We start from the raw sequence: 16,396 nt of genomic DNA, 5'->3' as shown, positions 1-16,396 counted from the left end.
TCTTTCTTTTGATAATCTTATTCTACCGAATTTGTACTCGGCTTTCCATAACCTAACCTTACAATCCAGAAAGGAATCTTACACTTTTGTAAGATGGAATGAGCCCTATTTTACCCAAAAGGCTATTAAAGCAATCAACCACAGATGGGCCGGATAGAAAATGTAGAAGAAATATTTGCTCCACTTACTGGTATAACCGCGCTCGCCATTGTAGAGATAAAGAAAAGGTAAGACAGTGATAAAGAGCCAGTCCGAATTATAGAGCATCATCGAAAGGGTTTCTGACAAGCTTGGATAAACTTCGATACTCATGACAAACAGCAGAAAAGCTAGAGCAAGGTAAAGTAGATTACGTAAAACTTTGTTCTTTCTGCACCCATAGGTGATAAGCATAAAGGGGATCATGACCATACCACCTTCTGTCAAGAAAGCAGCTACTAGAAAGACTACTGCGCCTAAGCCATAACGGATCCATTTATCACGCCCATTAAGTTCAAGTTTCTCTTTAGAAAATCCAAAGAAAATCCCCAAACTCAAAACACCACAAGCTAGTGTTAAAAATATATTATTGGAGTTGTGTATTTCTTTTGACTGTAAAAGAAAATTTAAAATTACATTTCCAAAGAACATGAGCCCCGCCCAGAAAAAGAGACGAAGATTATATGTAATGCGGTTGCGCGTGTGAATAAAACCCTCTACTGCCGCAAAGGCGAACCAGACTCCTACACAGCGGGTCACTGCATGAAAGATACCATCCCATCCAGCTGGTAGTAAGCCAGGAATCTTATCAACGTGATCCAAAACCATTAAAAGTGCCATGATTAGTTTTATTTGAAAGCCATTGAGGCCATTCCCTTTTTTCATTTTCTTTCTCCTTTTTCTTTTATAGTCTTATCTTATAAAAATTAAAGAACACCTGCCATAACATAACCTTTCAATTCAAAAGAAAAACCTTACAAATTTGTAAGGTTAGGAGAAAGTTATGATGTGGAGGAAAATTTCTGCTTTCTCGAGAGAAAGTATGCCTTGGACTCGCCGGTCTATATTCCTCGCTCTCTTTTTTACTCCGGCAATTCTACCTTCAAGCTCATATCTGTAGGTTGTAACACTTTCTGAACTGCCGCTAGAAAGGCTAGACCATTATCAGATGGGGAATACTGGAATGTGATATGGATGACTTTTTTATCAAACTTATCACCGTATCGTTCCACATACTGTTTGCTTTCGAGGAAGTAGATATAATTATTGAGTTTTTCTTGCAGAATTTCCAGATGGACTGCCTCTATTTCTTCCTGCCAGCCAACTGGGTCCGCTAGGAGAAGCTCCAAATGATTATCAACAGTGCCAATAGCATCAAGTTCAGTTGGATTTAGTTCTGAAGAGATGGCTTTATGTAACAATTCTTCAAATTCTTGATTAGAAAATAGCCGTTCCACTGACGACGGATTTACTAAAATACGAGTGGGTGTTGATCTAAAATAACTTTGCATAGCTATTTCCTTACTTTCCTTAGTCACCCATTCTCCAGTTTCTAAGAATAGTTCCACCTCATAAGCATCTTGTTCGGATCTCAAAGCCTTGTCTACTAATTCTTTACTAACTGGATAAGTAACTTCTCTTTCTTGATGCCCTCCTGTCATCCAGGACATTGTATAACAACCATTTTCTTCAGTTATAATAAACCCATTTCCTTTTATTTGACTCATACTACCACTCCCCCAGTTCTTTCTCTTATGAAATGTTTCTCTCCCTGACCTTCTTTTCTCCCACAAGTAATTGCATGATCGTTGGCCATTTTCTAAGTTGATAGTCAAATCTGAACATGAAGATTACTAATAGACAGAGGAAGCAAAAGATCACTGCCTTGACTTCTTTCTCTATAATAAATAAAGCCACGGAAATTGGAGTTGTAATGATGAAAAAAGATAGCATAAGTTGCAAAAAAACTTTTCGTCTTTTTAATCCCTTAATAAATGCTTCTTTTTGAGCACCTTCTAACTCTGATCTTTTTAATTTTAGACTAGAATGATAATAGCGGATTATTAACTTTGCTGAAAAATAAGCTGGTAGACTCAGGAAAACGACCAAAAATACCCTGATCCACATATTTTCCAATAAACCAATTTGAGTGATTAGAGCAGAAATTTTATCTATAAGGAATAAAGTGATGGGGACCCAGACGTAATACCAGTTACTTGGAGTAGAAGTCTCCTCCATTAGGATCTTATTTTCCCAATCAAAATGGTATTTTTTATTGTTCCATATTCCTAAATTAATGATTGATTTCACATTTTCACTTACCTTTCAGTTGAAACTTTCTCCTAACCTTCACCTCAATCAATCGCCAAGCGTTTTTCCGCTAGTCCGATTTTTACTATAGTGCCTTGACCGACTTGGGAATCTAATGACAAGGAATTACCCAGTTGATCGGATATTTTTTTTGATAAATAAAGTCCTAATCCAGATGATTGATGAGTCAGGCGACCATTATAGCCTGAAAAACCTCTTTCAAAGACCCGCATAATGTCACTGTCCTTAATCCCCAAACCAGTATCTTTCAGGTAAAGAACGTCATCTTGGCAGAAGATTTCAATTCCGCCTTCCTTGGTATACTTGAGGCTATTAGATAAGACCTGCTCCAAGATAATCATAAACCATTTTTTGTCTGTCACAATAGTTCGATCCAAATCGTGCAAGTTCAGTGTCAAACCTTTCTGGATAAAGAAAAGAGCATATTTTTTGACTACTTCCTTGACCAAATCCTCCAGATTTTCCTTCTTCAAGACGAGGTCGTCATGGAAACTTTCCAAGCGTAGATATTGAAGGACTAGGTTGACATAAGATTCGATTTTGAAAAACTCTTGACCCAGTTGCTTCTTGGCATCTGGATCTGTCAAGTCCTGCACCAATAACGATCCTGCCGCAATAGGCGTCTTAATCTGGTGGGCCCAGAGGGTATAGTAGTCCATCAAGTCGTTGTAACGCTCTCGTTCTAGGACTGATTGACTCTTTTTTTCAGCTTCCATTTTTTGAATCTTTTCAAATAGCAGAGCTTCTACAGCTGTTTGGGTCTGTCCCTGTCCATAAAGTAGCTGATTGTGATAGTTCTTATAGGCTATCAAACTATCTATAGAAAGAGTCAGAATCCCCAAAACCAGTAAAAGAGTAAAAATATACTGAAGAACTACACGACTATCTTCAAATATAAAACTAAAAAATAGTAACAAACCAAAAAACAGCAAGAACTGCAATAAAAAATAGCGTCTTGAGTAAATATAATATTTGATAAAGAAAAACTTATTCCGTGTGTCCATTTGTCAGACCGTATCCAATCCCTTTTTTCGTCTCAATAAAGTTCTTGAGACCCGTTTCTTCCAGTTTTTTCCGGAGCCTAGCAACATTGACCGATAGGGTATTATCATCAATAAAGAAATCGCTGTTCCATAGCTCTTTCATCAAATCTTCCCTCTCAACTATGCTGCCTGCTCGCTCAAATAAAACACGTAAAATCTGGAATTCATTCTTAGTCAGTGTAATGACCTGACCATTATACATCAAGTCCATAGACTTGAGATTTAAAATCACGCCTCTGTGTTCTAGGAGATTTTGATCTGTACCAAACTCATAAGAGCGACGCAACAGTCCTTGCACCTTGGCCAGAAAAACATTGTTATCAAAAGGCTTGGTCACGTAGTCATCACCACCCATATTGATAGCCATGACGATATCCATAGCCTGATCTCGTGAAGATAAAAACATGATTGGAACCGTTGAAATCTTGCGAATCTCCTGGCACCAATGATAGCCATTAAAGAGGGGCAGACCAATATCCATCAAGACCAGCTGAGGTTCCTCCTTAACAAAAAGAGTTAAAACCTCCATAAAATCTTCAACCGCAAAAACTTGATAGCCCCATTGTTCCAACATCTTTTTAATCATTTGACGGATGACTGGATCATCCTCTACTAACATAATCTTATGCATTTTCGCCTCGCTCAAAATTATTTATAGCTATTATACCAAATTCTTTAGCAATTCACAGAAGTTCTCTTGATGAGACAAAAATCAGACGTTTTTCATGAGATTTCAAGTATTTTCCGAAAATTTGTTGACATTTTCTTTGTAAATTGATAGAATAACAGAACATTCGGAATTATCTGAAAATTCATTCTTTGTACGAAAAGGAGATTATTATGATTGAACAAACTCAAACATCTACCTGGCAGTCAAAAATAAAAGCCTTAGGACCAGGGATCCTTATGGCTTCTGCTGCGGTTGGTGGCTCTCATATCGTTTCATCTGCTCAAGCAGGTGCCATGTATGGCTGGTCCCTTCTCTTGCTCGTCATTCTTGCCAACCTTTTTAAGTATCCATTTTTCCGGTTTGGTGCTGAGTATACACTAGAAACAGGAAAAAACTTGGTAGAAGGCTACGCTGAAAAAGGAAAGATCTACTTGGGTATTTTCTTTATCCTCAATGTTTTCTCTGCCTTAGTCAACACTGCTGCTGTTGGGATTTTGTGTGCTGCTATCGTAGCAAGTGCCTTTCCTAATGCTCTAGGCCTAAGTATCACCCAATGGTCCCTAATTTTGATCGTTATCATTTGGGCTATGCTTCTCTTTGGAGGCTACAAATTCCTTGACGGACTGGCCAAATGGATTATGTCTGCTTTGACTCTCGCTACAGTCCTAGCTGTCATCGTTGCAATCATTGAGCATCCTGAATATGGTGCTGATTTTGTTGAAAAAACTCCTTGGCAAATGACTGCTTTACCATTTATCGTATCTCTTATGGGTTGGATGCCAGCTCCAATTGAAATCTCTGCCATCAATTCCCTCTGGACTGCCGAAAAAGGAAAAACAGTTGACATCTCTATCAAGGATGGTCTCTTTGACTTCAACGTTGGTTTCATCGGGACTGCTATTTTAGCTGTTTTCTTCGTCGCCATGGGCGCTTTAATCCAATACCCAACTGGGCAGGAAGTCCAAGCAGCTGGAGCAGCCTACATCCAACAATTCGTGGGAATGTATGCTTCTGTTCTTGGGGATTGGTCACGCTTCTTGATTACCTTTATCGCTTTTCTGTGTATATTTGGAACTGTAATCACAGTCATCGACGGCTACTCTCGCGTCAATGCTGAGTCTCTTCGCCTTCTTTTCAAGAAAAAAGAAATCTCACAAAAAGAGCTGAATATTTGGATGACTGCTACTTCTATCATCGGTGGTATCATCATTTATTTCTTCCAAGGAAGCGTTGCACCTATGCTAAGATTTGCTATGATTGCATCCTTCTTAACTACTCCATTTTTTGCCCTATTGAACTACCTTCTAGTTACAGGTGAAAATAAAAACCTAGCAAAATGGTTGAAAGCACTCTCTATCCTCGGTCTTATTTTCCTCTTTGGTTTTGCTTTCTTCTTTATCTATGCATTAGTGATTGGTAAGGCCTACTAAATAAAAGAAAGAGCAGATGGCTCAAAAGTTAAGCTTTTGTCCTCTGTTCTTTTTTGTCTCCTTCCACCAAACCCTTCTAGCTTATGATATACTATCTATATATGGATTCCTAGGAGATAGACAAATGGAAAATATTTTTAAGTACCTAGATGATACGCAGTATGATAATATCTATGACCGTCCCTTTAATGAACTTGACCTGCTCATCCTAACAGAATTAGCCTACCTTTCTTTTGACGGACTTGTCGCAAGCGATCTGGATCTAGATAAAAGCAAGCGGCTACAAGACATTGCTGAAAATTACCCTCAAGAACAATCTATGATGCATACCCGCAACCGTCTTAAACTACTTGAAAAAGCCTCCCAAACTAAACGTTTTAAGAATATTAAACTAATGGGCTTTATAAACGACATTGACTTGGAGATTGAAAAACAATTTGCTGCCCTAGTATACTGTATTCAGTCTAAACCTGCCACTTACGTCCTAGCCTACAGAGGAACCGATGACTCTATCATTGGTTGGAAAGAAGACTTCCATATGACCTATATGGATCGGGTTCCAGCCCAAAAAAATGCCAAGAAATACTTAAAAGAAGTTCTCAGAGAGCTTGATGGAGACTTCATCTTGACTGGGCACTCCAAGGGAGGGAACTTGGCTGCTTACGCTGCTAGTCAAGTTAATCCTCTCTTGCAGGAGCGTATTAAAAAGATCTATAGTTATGATGCTCCTGGCCTTAACAAAGCCATCATTGAAAGCGATGGTTATAAGGCAATTGCCAATAAAATCCAGCATTACATTCCACAAGGTTCTATTGTGGGCATGATGTTAGAAATTCCTAAACAGATGGCAATTGTCAAAAGCACTGCCCTAGGAGGTCTAGCTCAACACGATACTTTTTCATGGCAGATTGAGGGAGACAGCTTTGTCCTCCTAGACAGCTTAAATCCAGATAGCCTCCAGACGGATAAAACATTGAAGAATTGGGTAAGAAGTACATCTGACGAAGAATTAAAAGATTTCTTTGATTTGTTCTTCGGACTTGTACTAGATGCCGGTATCACTTCTATTGATGATTTCTCTAAGATTTCAAACGTTAGAAAAGTTTTAGAGATTTTTAAAAACGCCAACGCATTATCGGATGAGGAAAGAGAAATGCTGACACGACTCACTAGTCTTTTAGTAGATATGCGAGTCCAAAGCTGGAAGGACGATATTAGCCTACCTAACCTTTCTGAAATTGGCAAAGATATCCGAGAAAATCTATCACGCTGGAGTAAGCAGCTTCCTTTCGGCCAGTCTGATACTGACAAAACGGAAGACACCACCTCAGATGTTCAAGAGTAACATCGCAAAAGTGCTCTCTATCTTATCTAACAATAGACTTGACCTATCCATCCTAAAAACGAAACAAGCTTGTCCTTGACAGCTTGTTTTTTCTTTGTTAAAATGTAACAAAATACATTACAACTAATTAGTGATATTTTTAGAAAGGACACAAACTATGAAATCTATCAAAGGACTTGCCCTTATTACTGTCAGCATACTCTTGACTATCTATGCTTGGGCTTCAGCTGGGATGACCAACTTTATCGTACCCGGTCTGGCCTTAACAACCCTTTCCTTGACCTTTTTACTTGCGACTCGGAATGCTCTATTGGAAAAATGGTTCCATGGCATCGAAAATATGTACGCTTATCATAAGTTTACAGCTATCTTTTCCGTCGTTCTGCTCGCTCTCCACAATGTTGCCATGGGTGGCAGTCTCTGGGGCTCTCATCTGGCAGCCCAGCTTGGTAATGTCGGCATCTATCTCTTTGTCAGCATTGTTCTGGTGGCCTATCTTGGCAAGCACATCAAGTATGAGGCTTGGCGCTGGATTCACCGTTTTGTGTATCTGGCTTATATCTTTGGTCTCTTCCACGCCTATATGCTGATGGGCGGTCGACTCCTAACACCGACCTTGCTGGGCTTCGTAGTCGGATTCTATGCTATCATCGGTTTAGCTTCTGGCTTTTACATCATCTTCCTCTATCAAAGTTTGGCCTTTCGTCATCTGGGGAAAATCCTGCAGGTCAAACAACTGAACCACGATACCGTGGAGCTGAAGATCCAGCTCAGTCAAAAACTAGACTACCAGTACGGTCAGTTTGCCTTCGTCAAGATTTTCCAAGAGGGATTTGAAAAAGCGCCACACCCCTTCTCTATCTCTGGAGGCCATGACAATATCGTCTTCTTTACTATCAAGAACTCTGGCGATCACACTAAGAAACTTTATGACAAGATCCAAGAGGGAACCAAGGTCACCATTGACCGAGCTTATGGTCACATGATTCTTGACCAAGGGCAGGAAAAGCAGTTTTGGATTGCTGGTGGGATTGGCATTACACCCTTCATTTCCTATATCCGTGAAAATCCTAATCTGAATCGTCCAGTCAGCTTCTACTATGCTTACACTGGAGCTGAAAATGCTGTTTACCTAGACCTGCTCAAAGACTATGCAGCCAAGAATCCGCAGTTTGACCTTCATTTGGTCGATAGCAAGGTCTCCGGCTATTTAGACTTCAAGAATTATCCTCTGGACGACAAAACTACGGTCTTCATGTGCGGACCTGTCAAGATGATGGATAAACTAGCCAATGAATTTAAAAAGACCAATCCTAAAGCAGATCTGGTCTATGAAGGCTTTAAGTTTAAATAAAGAGTATAAAACATCAGGAGCAACCTTATTGTTGCTCCTGATATTTTATTGTCTAGTAATGGACGGAGCTGAATCAAGATACAGATTGGGAGGTCTACGCCATATTTAGAATATCCAGCAATCTCTAAATAACCTATAACAAGTAAATCCGAAACAATGAAATCCTCATCTTTATTGTTTACAGCTATGCTTTTAATAGCAAAATCATCCAACCCAATATATTTTTGTTTTCAAATCAAATACGTGGATACATCCAATGATTCTCTACATTCATAAATATACTAGCTTATCTTGGCAAACAATACATTATAAATAGTGTCTTGGAGTAACTTTTGAAACGACATAATAATCCCCCTCCCAACGATACCTTTACAGATTTTTTACCTACTAATCTAATAAAGCAAGTACTTTTTATCCATTATTCGTTTAAATTTCTGTTATCTCAATGGAATAAGTTTTATAATCAGACATTTCAGGCTCAATAAAAGTTACATTTTCCTTGTAATTAAAAAATACAGATTCTTCTTTTGATGTAGATAAGCCTCCCCATGGTTCAATTGCAATAAACGGCCCTTTATTCGCAGTAGACCACAAAATTAAATATGGAAAATCTTGGAAATCAATTTTTACTGCTTTATTATGATTTTTAGACTTTAATGTTACCGAACGAGAAGCCAGCTTATCCAAAGTAATTGCATCCTTTGAAAATAGATCATAATCTAAAGCTAATACTTTTTCTTTATTTAAAAAAGGCGAACGGCTTTTTATGTCAAGTAATCCCGTCTCGGGATATGATGCTGGAATACTACAATTTTCTTCCTTTTCAAACTCGAGATAATAATCTTCATACCGTTCATTTTCAAATAAGGGACAATTAAAACCCGGGTGCGCGCCTATGAAATAAGGCATATCTTGATTTAATCCTAAGTTCTCAACTAAGTATTCTACTTCAATCTTAGATTTATCTAAAGTATAAAATATACTTAAACGAAAAGGATAAGGATATTGTTTTAACATTTCCGAATTACTTTCAATTGAAAACATAATTTGATGGTCATTTATTATCTTATGCTCAAAATCTTTCTTTCTAACTAAACCATGACGAGGAAGATGGCCTTCTATAACTCCTTCATCTCCCATAATAAAGAGAGGAGCATCATCACGGACACTACCACAGTTAGGAAATAAGACAGGAGCCTGTCCTCCCCAATATTCAGGATTTCCCTGCCATAAATATTCCACGCCATCCTTATCTTTTATGGAAGATAATTCTCCACCCTTTTCCTTAAATTGAACTTTTAGAAAATCATTTGATAACTCTAGTACCATATTTTTACCTCTCTTTTTAATATTTATCCTTTTTATAAGATATTATATCTACATCAAAACTAACCAAACTTCTATCAGATTCCTCAACTAAACTTAGAAACATGTACTCAAAACTATCAATAGTCAACTTAGAATAGCAAATCCCTTCTAAACCTTCTGATACGAACCAATCTCCAATAAAAATAAGTTCCGTTTTTTTAATCCGAGGTGCTTGAGAACATCGTTCAAAATTAATAATTTAAACTTTTTTATATAGAGAACCTGATACTGCTTTTAGTAAACTCTTTGTTTTTTCAAGCATGGCTTACCTCTTTTCGAAAAGCCGAGAGAGTTCAACTCTAACGGCTTTACTTTCTATTCAATCATTTGTGTTTCAGCTAGTTTCTTATACCAGTGAGCGGATTTCTTCGGATAGCGTTCCTGAGTTTCAAAGTCTACGTAGAATAAGCCGTAGCGTTTTTCATAACCGTTAGACCAAGAAAAGACATCCATCAGAGACCAGATAAAGTAGCCCTTGACATTAGCCCCGTCCGCAATCGCATCGGATAAAACTTCCAAGTGTTGCTTGACGTAATCAATCCGAGCATCGTCGTAAACTGTATTGTCCACAAATTCATCTTTATAACCCAGACCATTTTCCGTGATATAGATTTTCTTGTAGTTTGGATAATCTTTCTTAATCCGCATGATCTGATCATAAAGACCTTGCGGATAGATAATCCAATCCCAATCGGTTTTCGGAATATGGGTTGGAGATTCTCTGCGCCCTACACCCTTAATCTGGTACTTGGAGCTTCCCTTTTCGCCTTTTCCGTTATGGATAATTTCTGTTTCACCGTCAAAGTCGCGCATCCAATCACTCATATAGTAGTTGATGCCGAGGAAGTCATTGAGGTCTTTAGCTGCTTCTAAAGCCGCAAAGTCTTCATCTCGTAGATCCAGCTGACCACCATTGACCTTAAGGATATGATTTACTCCTGCCAGAGTTACATCTGAATAGTGCCCCAGATAAGTCGCATCTAGGATAAACTTGTTATGGATAATATCTTCCAACTCTGCTGCTCTGACATCTGCTGGATTTTCTGGATCGAAAGGATATTTTGTAGGAAGTGCATGAACGACACCGATTTCACCCTTGTATCCCTTGTCCTTATAAAGCTTAACGGCACGGGCATGAGAGACCATCATGTTGTGATGAGATTGGAAAACCTTGGCCAAGTCATACTGAATACCTGGGGGGAATTTTCCAACTAAGTACTGACCATCACCAATGGGGCCAATTTCATTGAAAGTTGTCCAATAGCGAACTTCTGGAAATTCTTCAAAACAGAAAGCTGCATAGTCCACAAAGTGCTCAATATTTTCCCGATTGAGGAAATCGCCATTTGAATGAAGAGCCTCTGGTGTATCAAAGTGGTGAAGGGTCACAAAAGGTTCTACATGACGCTTGTGGCATTCTGCGAAAAGATTATGGTAAAATTCCACACCTTTTGGATTGACCTCGCCATAGCCCGTCGGGAAAATCCGTGACCAGGCAATGGAAATCCGAATACCATTGACACCATACTCTTCAGCCAATTTCAGATCCACAGGGTATTTGTGGTAAAAGTCGCTGGCAGGTTCTGCTGTATACCAGTAGTTGTCTTCTAGGTATTTATCCCAGGCAACAGGTCCTTTTCCATCTGTGTGGGTTGCTCCCTCAGCTTGATAGGCCGCTGTTGCACCACCGAAAATAAAATCTTTAGGTAAGCTTTTTGTCATCTTATTTTCCTTTCAATAGCATTGAGGTGAAACAAGTAAGTAAATAGGTAAGTAACAGGGGACTTGAACTTTGCTTCATCTCAAATAAATAGATTTAGTTGTTGAATTGCTCCTGAACGAAGGCCAGTGCTCCTTTACCATCGCGGGTTAGTTTGATGTATTGGGCTCCTTCAGTCTTAGCCAGCTTAATCCCCAATTTATCAGTTTCCGCCTTCATATCTTCAAAGTTAGAGGCAACTTGAGGGGCAAGGATAACTAGGTCAAACTCAGGCAACATTTCACGGTGAGCACCGTAGCCACCCGCTGCTGCTTTGACAGGAACATTGTATTCAGCTGCTGCTTTATTCAAAGCGTTGGCCAGTAATCCACTAGTACCACCACCTGCACAGAGCACCAGAACATTGGTTTCTTCGCTAATATTGTTTTGCGCTGGAGCTTCTTCATCCACTCCTGCTTTTTCAAGGATAGCATCCGCTTTAGCAGTGTTAAAGTTAGCTGCTACTTTTTCTTTTAGAGCATCATTAGCTTTACCAGAACGTTCTTCTTCTAGGATTTGTTCGTCATAAACCTTGACAAATGGATAATAAATAACCACATCCACTACAACAAGAAGGACTGCAAGAACAAAGGACAGAAGTTGGAAGTTGGTCCCCAGCACAATTCCCAGTGGTCCAGGAGTCACCCAAGGAAGGTTTGCTGAGAAGGAGTTCATGTTCAAAGTATCAACAAAGAATTTGAAAATCCATACGTTTACGATAGGTGCAAATATAAACGGAATGAAGAAAATCGGATTCAGTACGATTGGAGCACCAAAGAGAATGGGCTCATTAACACCGAAGAAAGTTGGGACAACAGACGCTCGTCCAATTGCACGGTTACGCTCTGACTTACAGATCCACATAAAGAGGAATGGAACAATCAAGGTCGCACCAGTACCACCCATGGTAACGATGAACATTTGAGTACCAGAAGTGATGACCTTATCCGCATGCTGACCAGCTTGAGCCAGAGCCAAGTTGGCATCAATATTGGCATAAGTAATGGCAGCAATGGCAGGCTCAACGATAGACGGACCGTGAATTCCCACAAACCAGAAGAAAGCATAAGCACCAAAGATAAGTGTGATTCCCAGATAGCCATCTGCCGCTGAGAAAAGCGGAGCGAGAAGTGTTCCGATGGATTCAGCAACCGTCACTCCCAGACTTGCTTTAACAAGCAGTTCCAAACCGTAGAGCAGAACGACTGAGACAGTAAATGGAATCAAGTCTTTAAATACTTGCGAGATATTTGGTGGAACTTCTTCTGGCATACGAATGGTGACATTATTTTTCACACAAACCTTGTAGACATTAACCGTAACAAAGGCTGCGATGAAAGCTGTCAAAAGACCTTTGGTTCCCATGAAGGCAGTCAGGAAGCCACCTTCCTTGGCAGGCTCAGCTGCCATGAGGAGGAAGCCGACCATAGAAGCTAGCATAGTAGACAAGAAGTTAATCTGATTTGTCGCAGGCAGGTCGCGGTTGACAGAGTCTGTCAGCGCCTTAGCAGTGGTCCCACCCACAAAGAAAGCCAGAATCCCCATCGAATAGCTATAAGGGGTCATTAGGAAAGTTTCAATATCCTTAGACCAGTGGAAGCCCCAAGCATTTGGCACATAGGCAATCAAGATAAAGATAGATGAGAAGAGGATGACTGGCATACCAGCGATAAAGCCATCCCGAATAGCGCGGAGATAGATATTCCGAGAAATCTTCTCAAAGAAAGGCTTCCCTTTCTCAATAAGTCCGATGAGTTTATTCATTATTTTACTCCTCTTTTGTATAGTTCAATCAAATGGTGCATCATGTCTTTTAGCAAGATAGTAGTCATTAAGTGATCTTGGCCGTGCATCATAGTCACACTGTAAGCCAAGTCCTCACCAGCAGCTTCTTTTGTCAAGAGACTGGTCTGAGCATGGTGAGCTTCAGCGATGCAGCCATTGGCTTCTTCTACTAAGGCATCTGCCTTAGCAAAATCCCCAGCCTCTGCGGCTTTCAAAGCTTCTAGGAGCTTGGAGCGAGCGTCACCAGCGTAGGCAACAATTTCAAAACCGAGCAATGTTACTTCTTCTCTATTCATGAGAGTTCCTCCTTGTATTCTTGTGTGAAATTTTATTATTTTCTATTATAAAAGGCGTTGGATATGCAGCACCAGGTAGACTCGTTCGCTGCGGTAGAGATCGATTCCCGTCTTCTGGGCAATGATTTGGTAAATATCGCTTCCGACCTGATAGGCTTGAGGGTAGGTCATCTGGATCTGACTTTCCATTTCCAACAGGGAAACATTGTCATCACGGCTTCTGTCCAGATAGTCCAAAAAGTAGTTCAGGTGAATCATAAAACGGTCATAAAAGTTGCTGTTTTCTGCACTTCTTTTAATGCCATTTTTCTTCAGCTCTGCTTCAACTGCAGCCAGAATATCTTTTCGCCTGTCCAAATGGCTTTGTCCCTCAGGATTGGTCTCCCCTTCAGCATTGATAAAGTGATAAGCAATGCGATTGACCTCGTCGCTAGGAAAATTATCCAACAACCTCTCGCGGTATATCGCTAAGGCTTCCTGAGCAATCTGATAAGGAACAGGGTATTTATCCGAAGCATCCGGCAGGTCACTCTCCTTGTACCTGCCCTGCTGCACAGCCTGATAAGAACAGTAAATGTGATCCGTCAGCGTGACATAGATATACTCCTGGACAGGGTAATTATACTTCTTAGAAAGGGTATCAATCACATCATAAGTCACTGTGATAAAGTCCAGCGGAACATCTTTGAGCAAGGCCACAAAGTTTTCTTTAGACTCTTCCGTTCTTAGGCGAAAGATTTTCTCAATCTTACTTTCCAGAACGATGTCACCCTTCTTTTTATTAAAAGCTATGCCACTGCCAATCAGAACAACCTCTTCACCATTTTCATGTTTAGCTAGAGCAACATTGTTGTTCATAGGATGTATGATTCGATACATATCTCCTCCTCTTCATTTTCTAGGGTTCTGGCAAAACAAAAAGACCACAAACAAACTAAGGCTATATCTTCCCTCAATTTATTTGCGGTCACGCCTAATCCAGCTTAGTAACGCTCACCCTATTCAATTTCTGACTTCATTATAGCATATCAGTCTCAGAATGTAAACCCTTACTTCATTTATTTTTTAACAAATTTTAGGCTCTTTCTTTCCAAGAAGTAGCTGTTTTTTGAAGAACCTTGTTGAGTTCGTCAATATTTTCAAATCCTGTTGTACGAAGCCACTTGCGAGCTGCTTCTTCACCTTGCTCAATGTAGTCTTTGACACTGCCAGCCCAAGTCGCACGTCCGCAAAGAACGCCGTTAAAGTTAGCACCTGACTCATGAGCGAACACAAGTGTTTCTTGGAAAAGTTTCGCAGATACACCAGCACTCAAGTAGATGTATGGCAAGTTTGTTGCCTCATCTTGTTCCTTGAAGAAGGCAGCTGCTTGTTCTTTAGTATACACCACTTCACCATCGCCAAAGCCTTCAACATATTTAACATTGACTGGAACTTCCACTTTCAAGACATCAATATTGAAACGTGGGTCTGAGAAGACCTTCATGGCACCGATAACCTTGTGTGGTTTTACTTTGGCATATTCTGCAGAACCTGCGTCAGCGATTTTTTCATCGTAAGCCAAGATTTCAAGGAAGAATGGAATATCTTCTGCCACACACTCTGAACCCACACGCTCGATATAAGCCTGCTTTTGCTGATTGAGTTCTTCAGAGCTGTCTACATCATAGTAAAGAAGGAATTTCACTGCATCTGCACCTTGTTCTTTAATACGTTTTGCAGACCAAACATCCAGACAGTCTGGCAGGCGCTTGGTGCTTGAAGTATCATAGCCTGTCTTTTCATAGGCCAATAGCAAGCCAGCATTCTTGTCCAAAGCTTTAGTAGCAGGCAGTCCGTACTCAGGATCTAGCAACATAGATGAAGCATAAGGAGTTAGCTCTTCTGCGACCAAAACTTTCAGTTCTTCCATTTGAGCTACTGTTGGTTCTTCTGTTTGGTATTGAGCCATGAGGCGTTTCAAAGCACCACGTTGGTCAAAGGCAAGAGCTGAGATGATCCCATTCTCGTCAGAAAGTTTTTCCATGTACTTGCGTTTTTGTTCTGTTAATACCATTCTTTATACCTCTTTTACTGTGATTTGATTATATAAATTATCATAATTGTAGACATTGACATGTCCAGTCATTTTTTCTTGGGCATTGAGCATGCCCAGAACATTTGCTTTTTTGAGCAGAGAGACAGCATCTGCTTGATGACTCAAAGCTGAAGAAATCCCTGCAACAGTTGAGTCACCAGAGCCAACTGGATTGACCACTTGGATTTTAGGAATATCTACTTTGTAGAAAGTATCACCATGTTTTGCAAAAGCGCCATCTGCACCGAGTGATACGATGATCCACTCGATTCCTTCAAATAGCGGTTCTGAAAGGACAGTTTTTAACTCATCCAAATCTTTGGAAATTTCGCGACCCAATAACTGAGAAAGTTCCTCGTTATTAGGTTTGATGGCAGTTGGTTTCACATCTGATTTGAGCACAGCTTCCAGAGCTGCTCCAGAGCAATCCAGCACCACCTTATTGCCAGCTTGATTAGCAATTTCAACCAATTGAATATAATATTCAACTGGTAAACCGGCTGGTAGACTTCCCGAGATACTAACTACCTCAGCTGATTCCATTAATGATTTAAAATGATGTAAAAAACCATTTGCCTCATCCGCTGTAATAGTCGGACCGGCTTCTAGGATTTCTGTTTGCTTACCTTCGTGTAAGATAGCAATACAGTTTCTCGTATCTCCCGAAATGTTATAAAAGCATTGTCTAACATTAGGATGAAGGTTTTGTAATAAGAACTCTCCATTAGTCCCACCAATCAGGCCCGTCGCAGCAACATTATCTCCAATTTCTGCCAAGACCCTGGTTACGTTGAGACCCTTTCCGCCTGCTGTTTTACTGGCTTCTGCAACACGATTAACAGTATCTATTTTCAATTCTTCTAAGGGATAGGAAATATCGATAGAAGGATTCATGGTCACTGTAAGAATCATCTGGCTACCTCACTAGTCGTGGTACTCTCCACGATCCCATTTTTCAA

The 16,396-nt window shown here is 40.0% G+C and carries 16 protein-coding genes; 3 read left to right on the top strand and 13 right to left on the bottom strand.

Annotation, left to right across the window (positions count from 1 at the left end; genetic code table 11):
* Positions 1-105 precede the first annotated feature (105 nt).
* The 5 genes from HMPREF2780_RS02640 to HMPREF2780_RS02620 form a co-directional block, all read right to left on the bottom strand.
* Positions 106-864 (bottom strand): TraX family protein, encoded by a 759-nt coding sequence (locus tag HMPREF2780_RS02640; protein ID WP_061595960.1) that lies wholly within the window; start codon positions 862-864, stop codon positions 106-108.
* A 197-nt stretch (positions 865-1,061) separates the two neighbouring features.
* Positions 1,062-1,706, bottom strand: a complete 645-nt coding sequence (locus HMPREF2780_RS02635) for a DUF6572 domain-containing protein (protein ID WP_048778347.1) — start codon at positions 1,704-1,706, stop codon at positions 1,062-1,064.
* A gap of 25 nt (positions 1,707-1,731) precedes the next feature.
* Positions 1,732-2,289: a hypothetical protein gene (locus tag HMPREF2780_RS02630; RefSeq protein ID WP_061595961.1), complete on the bottom strand. Its 558-nt coding sequence runs from the start codon at positions 2,287-2,289 to the stop codon at positions 1,732-1,734.
* 44 nt (positions 2,290-2,333) lie between these two features.
* Entirely contained in the window at positions 2,334-3,314 is a 981-nt protein-coding gene (locus tag HMPREF2780_RS02625; RefSeq protein WP_061595962.1) for a sensor histidine kinase, read from the bottom strand.
* Positions 3,298-3,984, bottom strand: coding sequence for a response regulator transcription factor (locus HMPREF2780_RS02620; protein ID WP_045773178.1), 687 nt, complete (start codon positions 3,982-3,984; stop codon positions 3,298-3,300). Before HMPREF2780_RS02620 ends, HMPREF2780_RS02625 begins: the two co-directional genes overlap by 17 nt.
* 209 nt (positions 3,985-4,193) lie before the next feature.
* On the opposite strand from HMPREF2780_RS02620, the gene HMPREF2780_RS02615 reads away from it, so the two are divergent.
* The 3 genes from HMPREF2780_RS02615 (at position 4,194) to HMPREF2780_RS02605 (ending at position 8,152) form a co-directional block, all read left to right on the top strand.
* A complete protein-coding gene (locus HMPREF2780_RS02615; RefSeq protein WP_048778340.1) occupies positions 4,194-5,453 on the top strand; it encodes an NRAMP family divalent metal transporter in 1,260 nt (419 codons plus the stop codon).
* A 124-nt stretch (positions 5,454-5,577) separates the two neighbouring features.
* Positions 5,578-6,798 carry a DUF2974 domain-containing protein gene (locus HMPREF2780_RS02610; RefSeq protein WP_105026089.1) on the top strand — a complete coding sequence of 407 codons (1,221 nt, stop codon included), beginning with the start codon at positions 5,578-5,580 and terminating at the stop codon, positions 6,796-6,798.
* A gap of 157 nt (positions 6,799-6,955) precedes the next feature.
* Positions 6,956-8,152: a ferredoxin reductase family protein gene (locus HMPREF2780_RS02605; protein ID WP_061598726.1), complete on the top strand. Its 1,197-nt coding sequence runs from the start codon at positions 6,956-6,958 to the stop codon at positions 8,150-8,152.
* Positions 8,153-8,578: 426 nt separating this feature from the next.
* Here the strand turns inward: HMPREF2780_RS02605 and HMPREF2780_RS02600 are convergent, their stop codons facing one another.
* From HMPREF2780_RS02600 to HMPREF2780_RS02565, 8 genes are all read right to left on the bottom strand, one after another.
* Entirely contained in the window at positions 8,579-9,481 is a 903-nt protein-coding gene (locus HMPREF2780_RS02600) for an aldose 1-epimerase family protein (protein WP_105026088.1), read from the bottom strand.
* A 16-nt stretch (positions 9,482-9,497) separates the two neighbouring features.
* Positions 9,498-9,716, bottom strand: coding sequence for a DUF3884 family protein (locus tag HMPREF2780_RS02595; protein WP_260468330.1), 219 nt, complete (start codon positions 9,714-9,716; stop codon positions 9,498-9,500).
* A 119-nt stretch (positions 9,717-9,835) separates the two neighbouring features.
* Positions 9,836-11,242 carry a 6-phospho-beta-galactosidase gene (lacG, locus tag HMPREF2780_RS02590; protein WP_045635124.1) on the bottom strand — a complete coding sequence of 469 codons (1,407 nt, stop codon included), beginning with the start codon at positions 11,240-11,242 and terminating at the stop codon, positions 9,836-9,838.
* Between the two features lie 94 nt (positions 11,243-11,336).
* Positions 11,337-13,043 carry a lactose-specific PTS transporter subunit EIIC gene (locus tag HMPREF2780_RS02585; protein WP_045635123.1) on the bottom strand — a complete coding sequence of 569 codons (1,707 nt, stop codon included), beginning with the start codon at positions 13,041-13,043 and terminating at the stop codon, positions 11,337-11,339.
* Positions 13,043-13,360, bottom strand: coding sequence for a PTS lactose/cellobiose transporter subunit IIA (locus tag HMPREF2780_RS02580; protein WP_002894735.1), 318 nt, complete (start codon positions 13,358-13,360; stop codon positions 13,043-13,045). Before HMPREF2780_RS02580 ends, HMPREF2780_RS02585 begins: the two co-directional genes overlap by 1 nt.
* 45 nt (positions 13,361-13,405) lie before the next feature.
* Positions 13,406-14,239, bottom strand: a complete 834-nt coding sequence (locus HMPREF2780_RS02575; RefSeq protein WP_105026086.1) for a PRD domain-containing protein — start codon at positions 14,237-14,239, stop codon at positions 13,406-13,408.
* A gap of 196 nt (positions 14,240-14,435) precedes the next feature.
* Complete coding sequence (lacD, locus tag HMPREF2780_RS02570) at positions 14,436-15,416, bottom strand: tagatose-bisphosphate aldolase (RefSeq protein ID WP_012130589.1); 981 nt, start codon at positions 15,414-15,416, stop codon at positions 14,436-14,438.
* Between the two features lie 3 nt (positions 15,417-15,419).
* A complete protein-coding gene (locus HMPREF2780_RS02565; RefSeq protein ID WP_105026085.1) occupies positions 15,420-16,349 on the bottom strand; it encodes a tagatose-6-phosphate kinase in 930 nt (309 codons plus the stop codon).
* Positions 16,350-16,396 lie beyond the last annotated feature (47 nt).

The organism is Streptococcus sp. HMSC062B01 (genome assembly GCF_001811085.1).
GTDB lineage: Bacteria > Bacillota > Bacilli > Lactobacillales > Streptococcaceae > Streptococcus > Streptococcus gordonii.
Note: the sequence above shows the minus strand (reverse complement) of the source record. Positions and strands in the feature narration are given on the sequence as shown.

What these genes read in the sequence shown, in the direction of transcription:
- HMPREF2780_RS02610 (WP_105026089.1), top strand. Translation starts at nt 5,578, where the DNA reads ATGGAAAATATTTTTAAGTACCTAGATGATACGCAGTATGATAATATC.
- lacD (WP_012130589.1), bottom strand. Translation starts at nt 15,416, where the DNA reads ATGGTATTAACAGAACAAAAACGCAAGTACATGGAAAAACTTTCTGAC.
- HMPREF2780_RS02605 (WP_061598726.1), top strand. Translation starts at nt 6,956, where the DNA reads ATGAAATCTATCAAAGGACTTGCCCTTATTACTGTCAGCATACTCTTG.
- HMPREF2780_RS02625 (WP_061595962.1), bottom strand. Translation starts at nt 3,314, where the DNA reads ATGGACACACGGAATAAGTTTTTCTTTATCAAATATTATATTTACTCA.
- HMPREF2780_RS02620 (WP_045773178.1), bottom strand. Translation starts at nt 3,984, where the DNA reads ATGCATAAGATTATGTTAGTAGAGGATGATCCAGTCATCCGTCAAATG.
- HMPREF2780_RS02585 (WP_045635123.1), bottom strand. Translation starts at nt 13,043, where the DNA reads ATGAATAAACTCATCGGACTTATTGAGAAAGGGAAGCCTTTCTTTGAG.
- HMPREF2780_RS02565 (WP_105026085.1), bottom strand. Translation starts at nt 16,349, where the DNA reads ATGATTCTTACAGTGACCATGAATCCTTCTATCGATATTTCCTATCCC.
- HMPREF2780_RS02615 (WP_048778340.1), top strand. Translation starts at nt 4,194, where the DNA reads ATGATTGAACAAACTCAAACATCTACCTGGCAGTCAAAAATAAAAGCC.
- HMPREF2780_RS02580 (WP_002894735.1), bottom strand. Translation starts at nt 13,360, where the DNA reads ATGAATAGAGAAGAAGTAACATTGCTCGGTTTTGAAATTGTTGCCTAC.
- HMPREF2780_RS02575 (WP_105026086.1), bottom strand. Translation starts at nt 14,239, where the DNA reads ATGTATCGAATCATACATCCTATGAACAACAATGTTGCTCTAGCTAAA.
- HMPREF2780_RS02635 (WP_048778347.1), bottom strand. Translation starts at nt 1,706, where the DNA reads ATGAGTCAAATAAAAGGAAATGGGTTTATTATAACTGAAGAAAATGGT.
- HMPREF2780_RS02640 (WP_061595960.1), bottom strand. Translation starts at nt 864, where the DNA reads ATGAAAAAAGGGAATGGCCTCAATGGCTTTCAAATAAAACTAATCATG.
- HMPREF2780_RS02600 (WP_105026088.1), bottom strand. Translation starts at nt 9,481, where the DNA reads ATGGTACTAGAGTTATCAAATGATTTTCTAAAAGTTCAATTTAAGGAA.
- lacG (WP_045635124.1), bottom strand. Translation starts at nt 11,242, where the DNA reads ATGACAAAAAGCTTACCTAAAGATTTTATTTTCGGTGGTGCAACAGCG.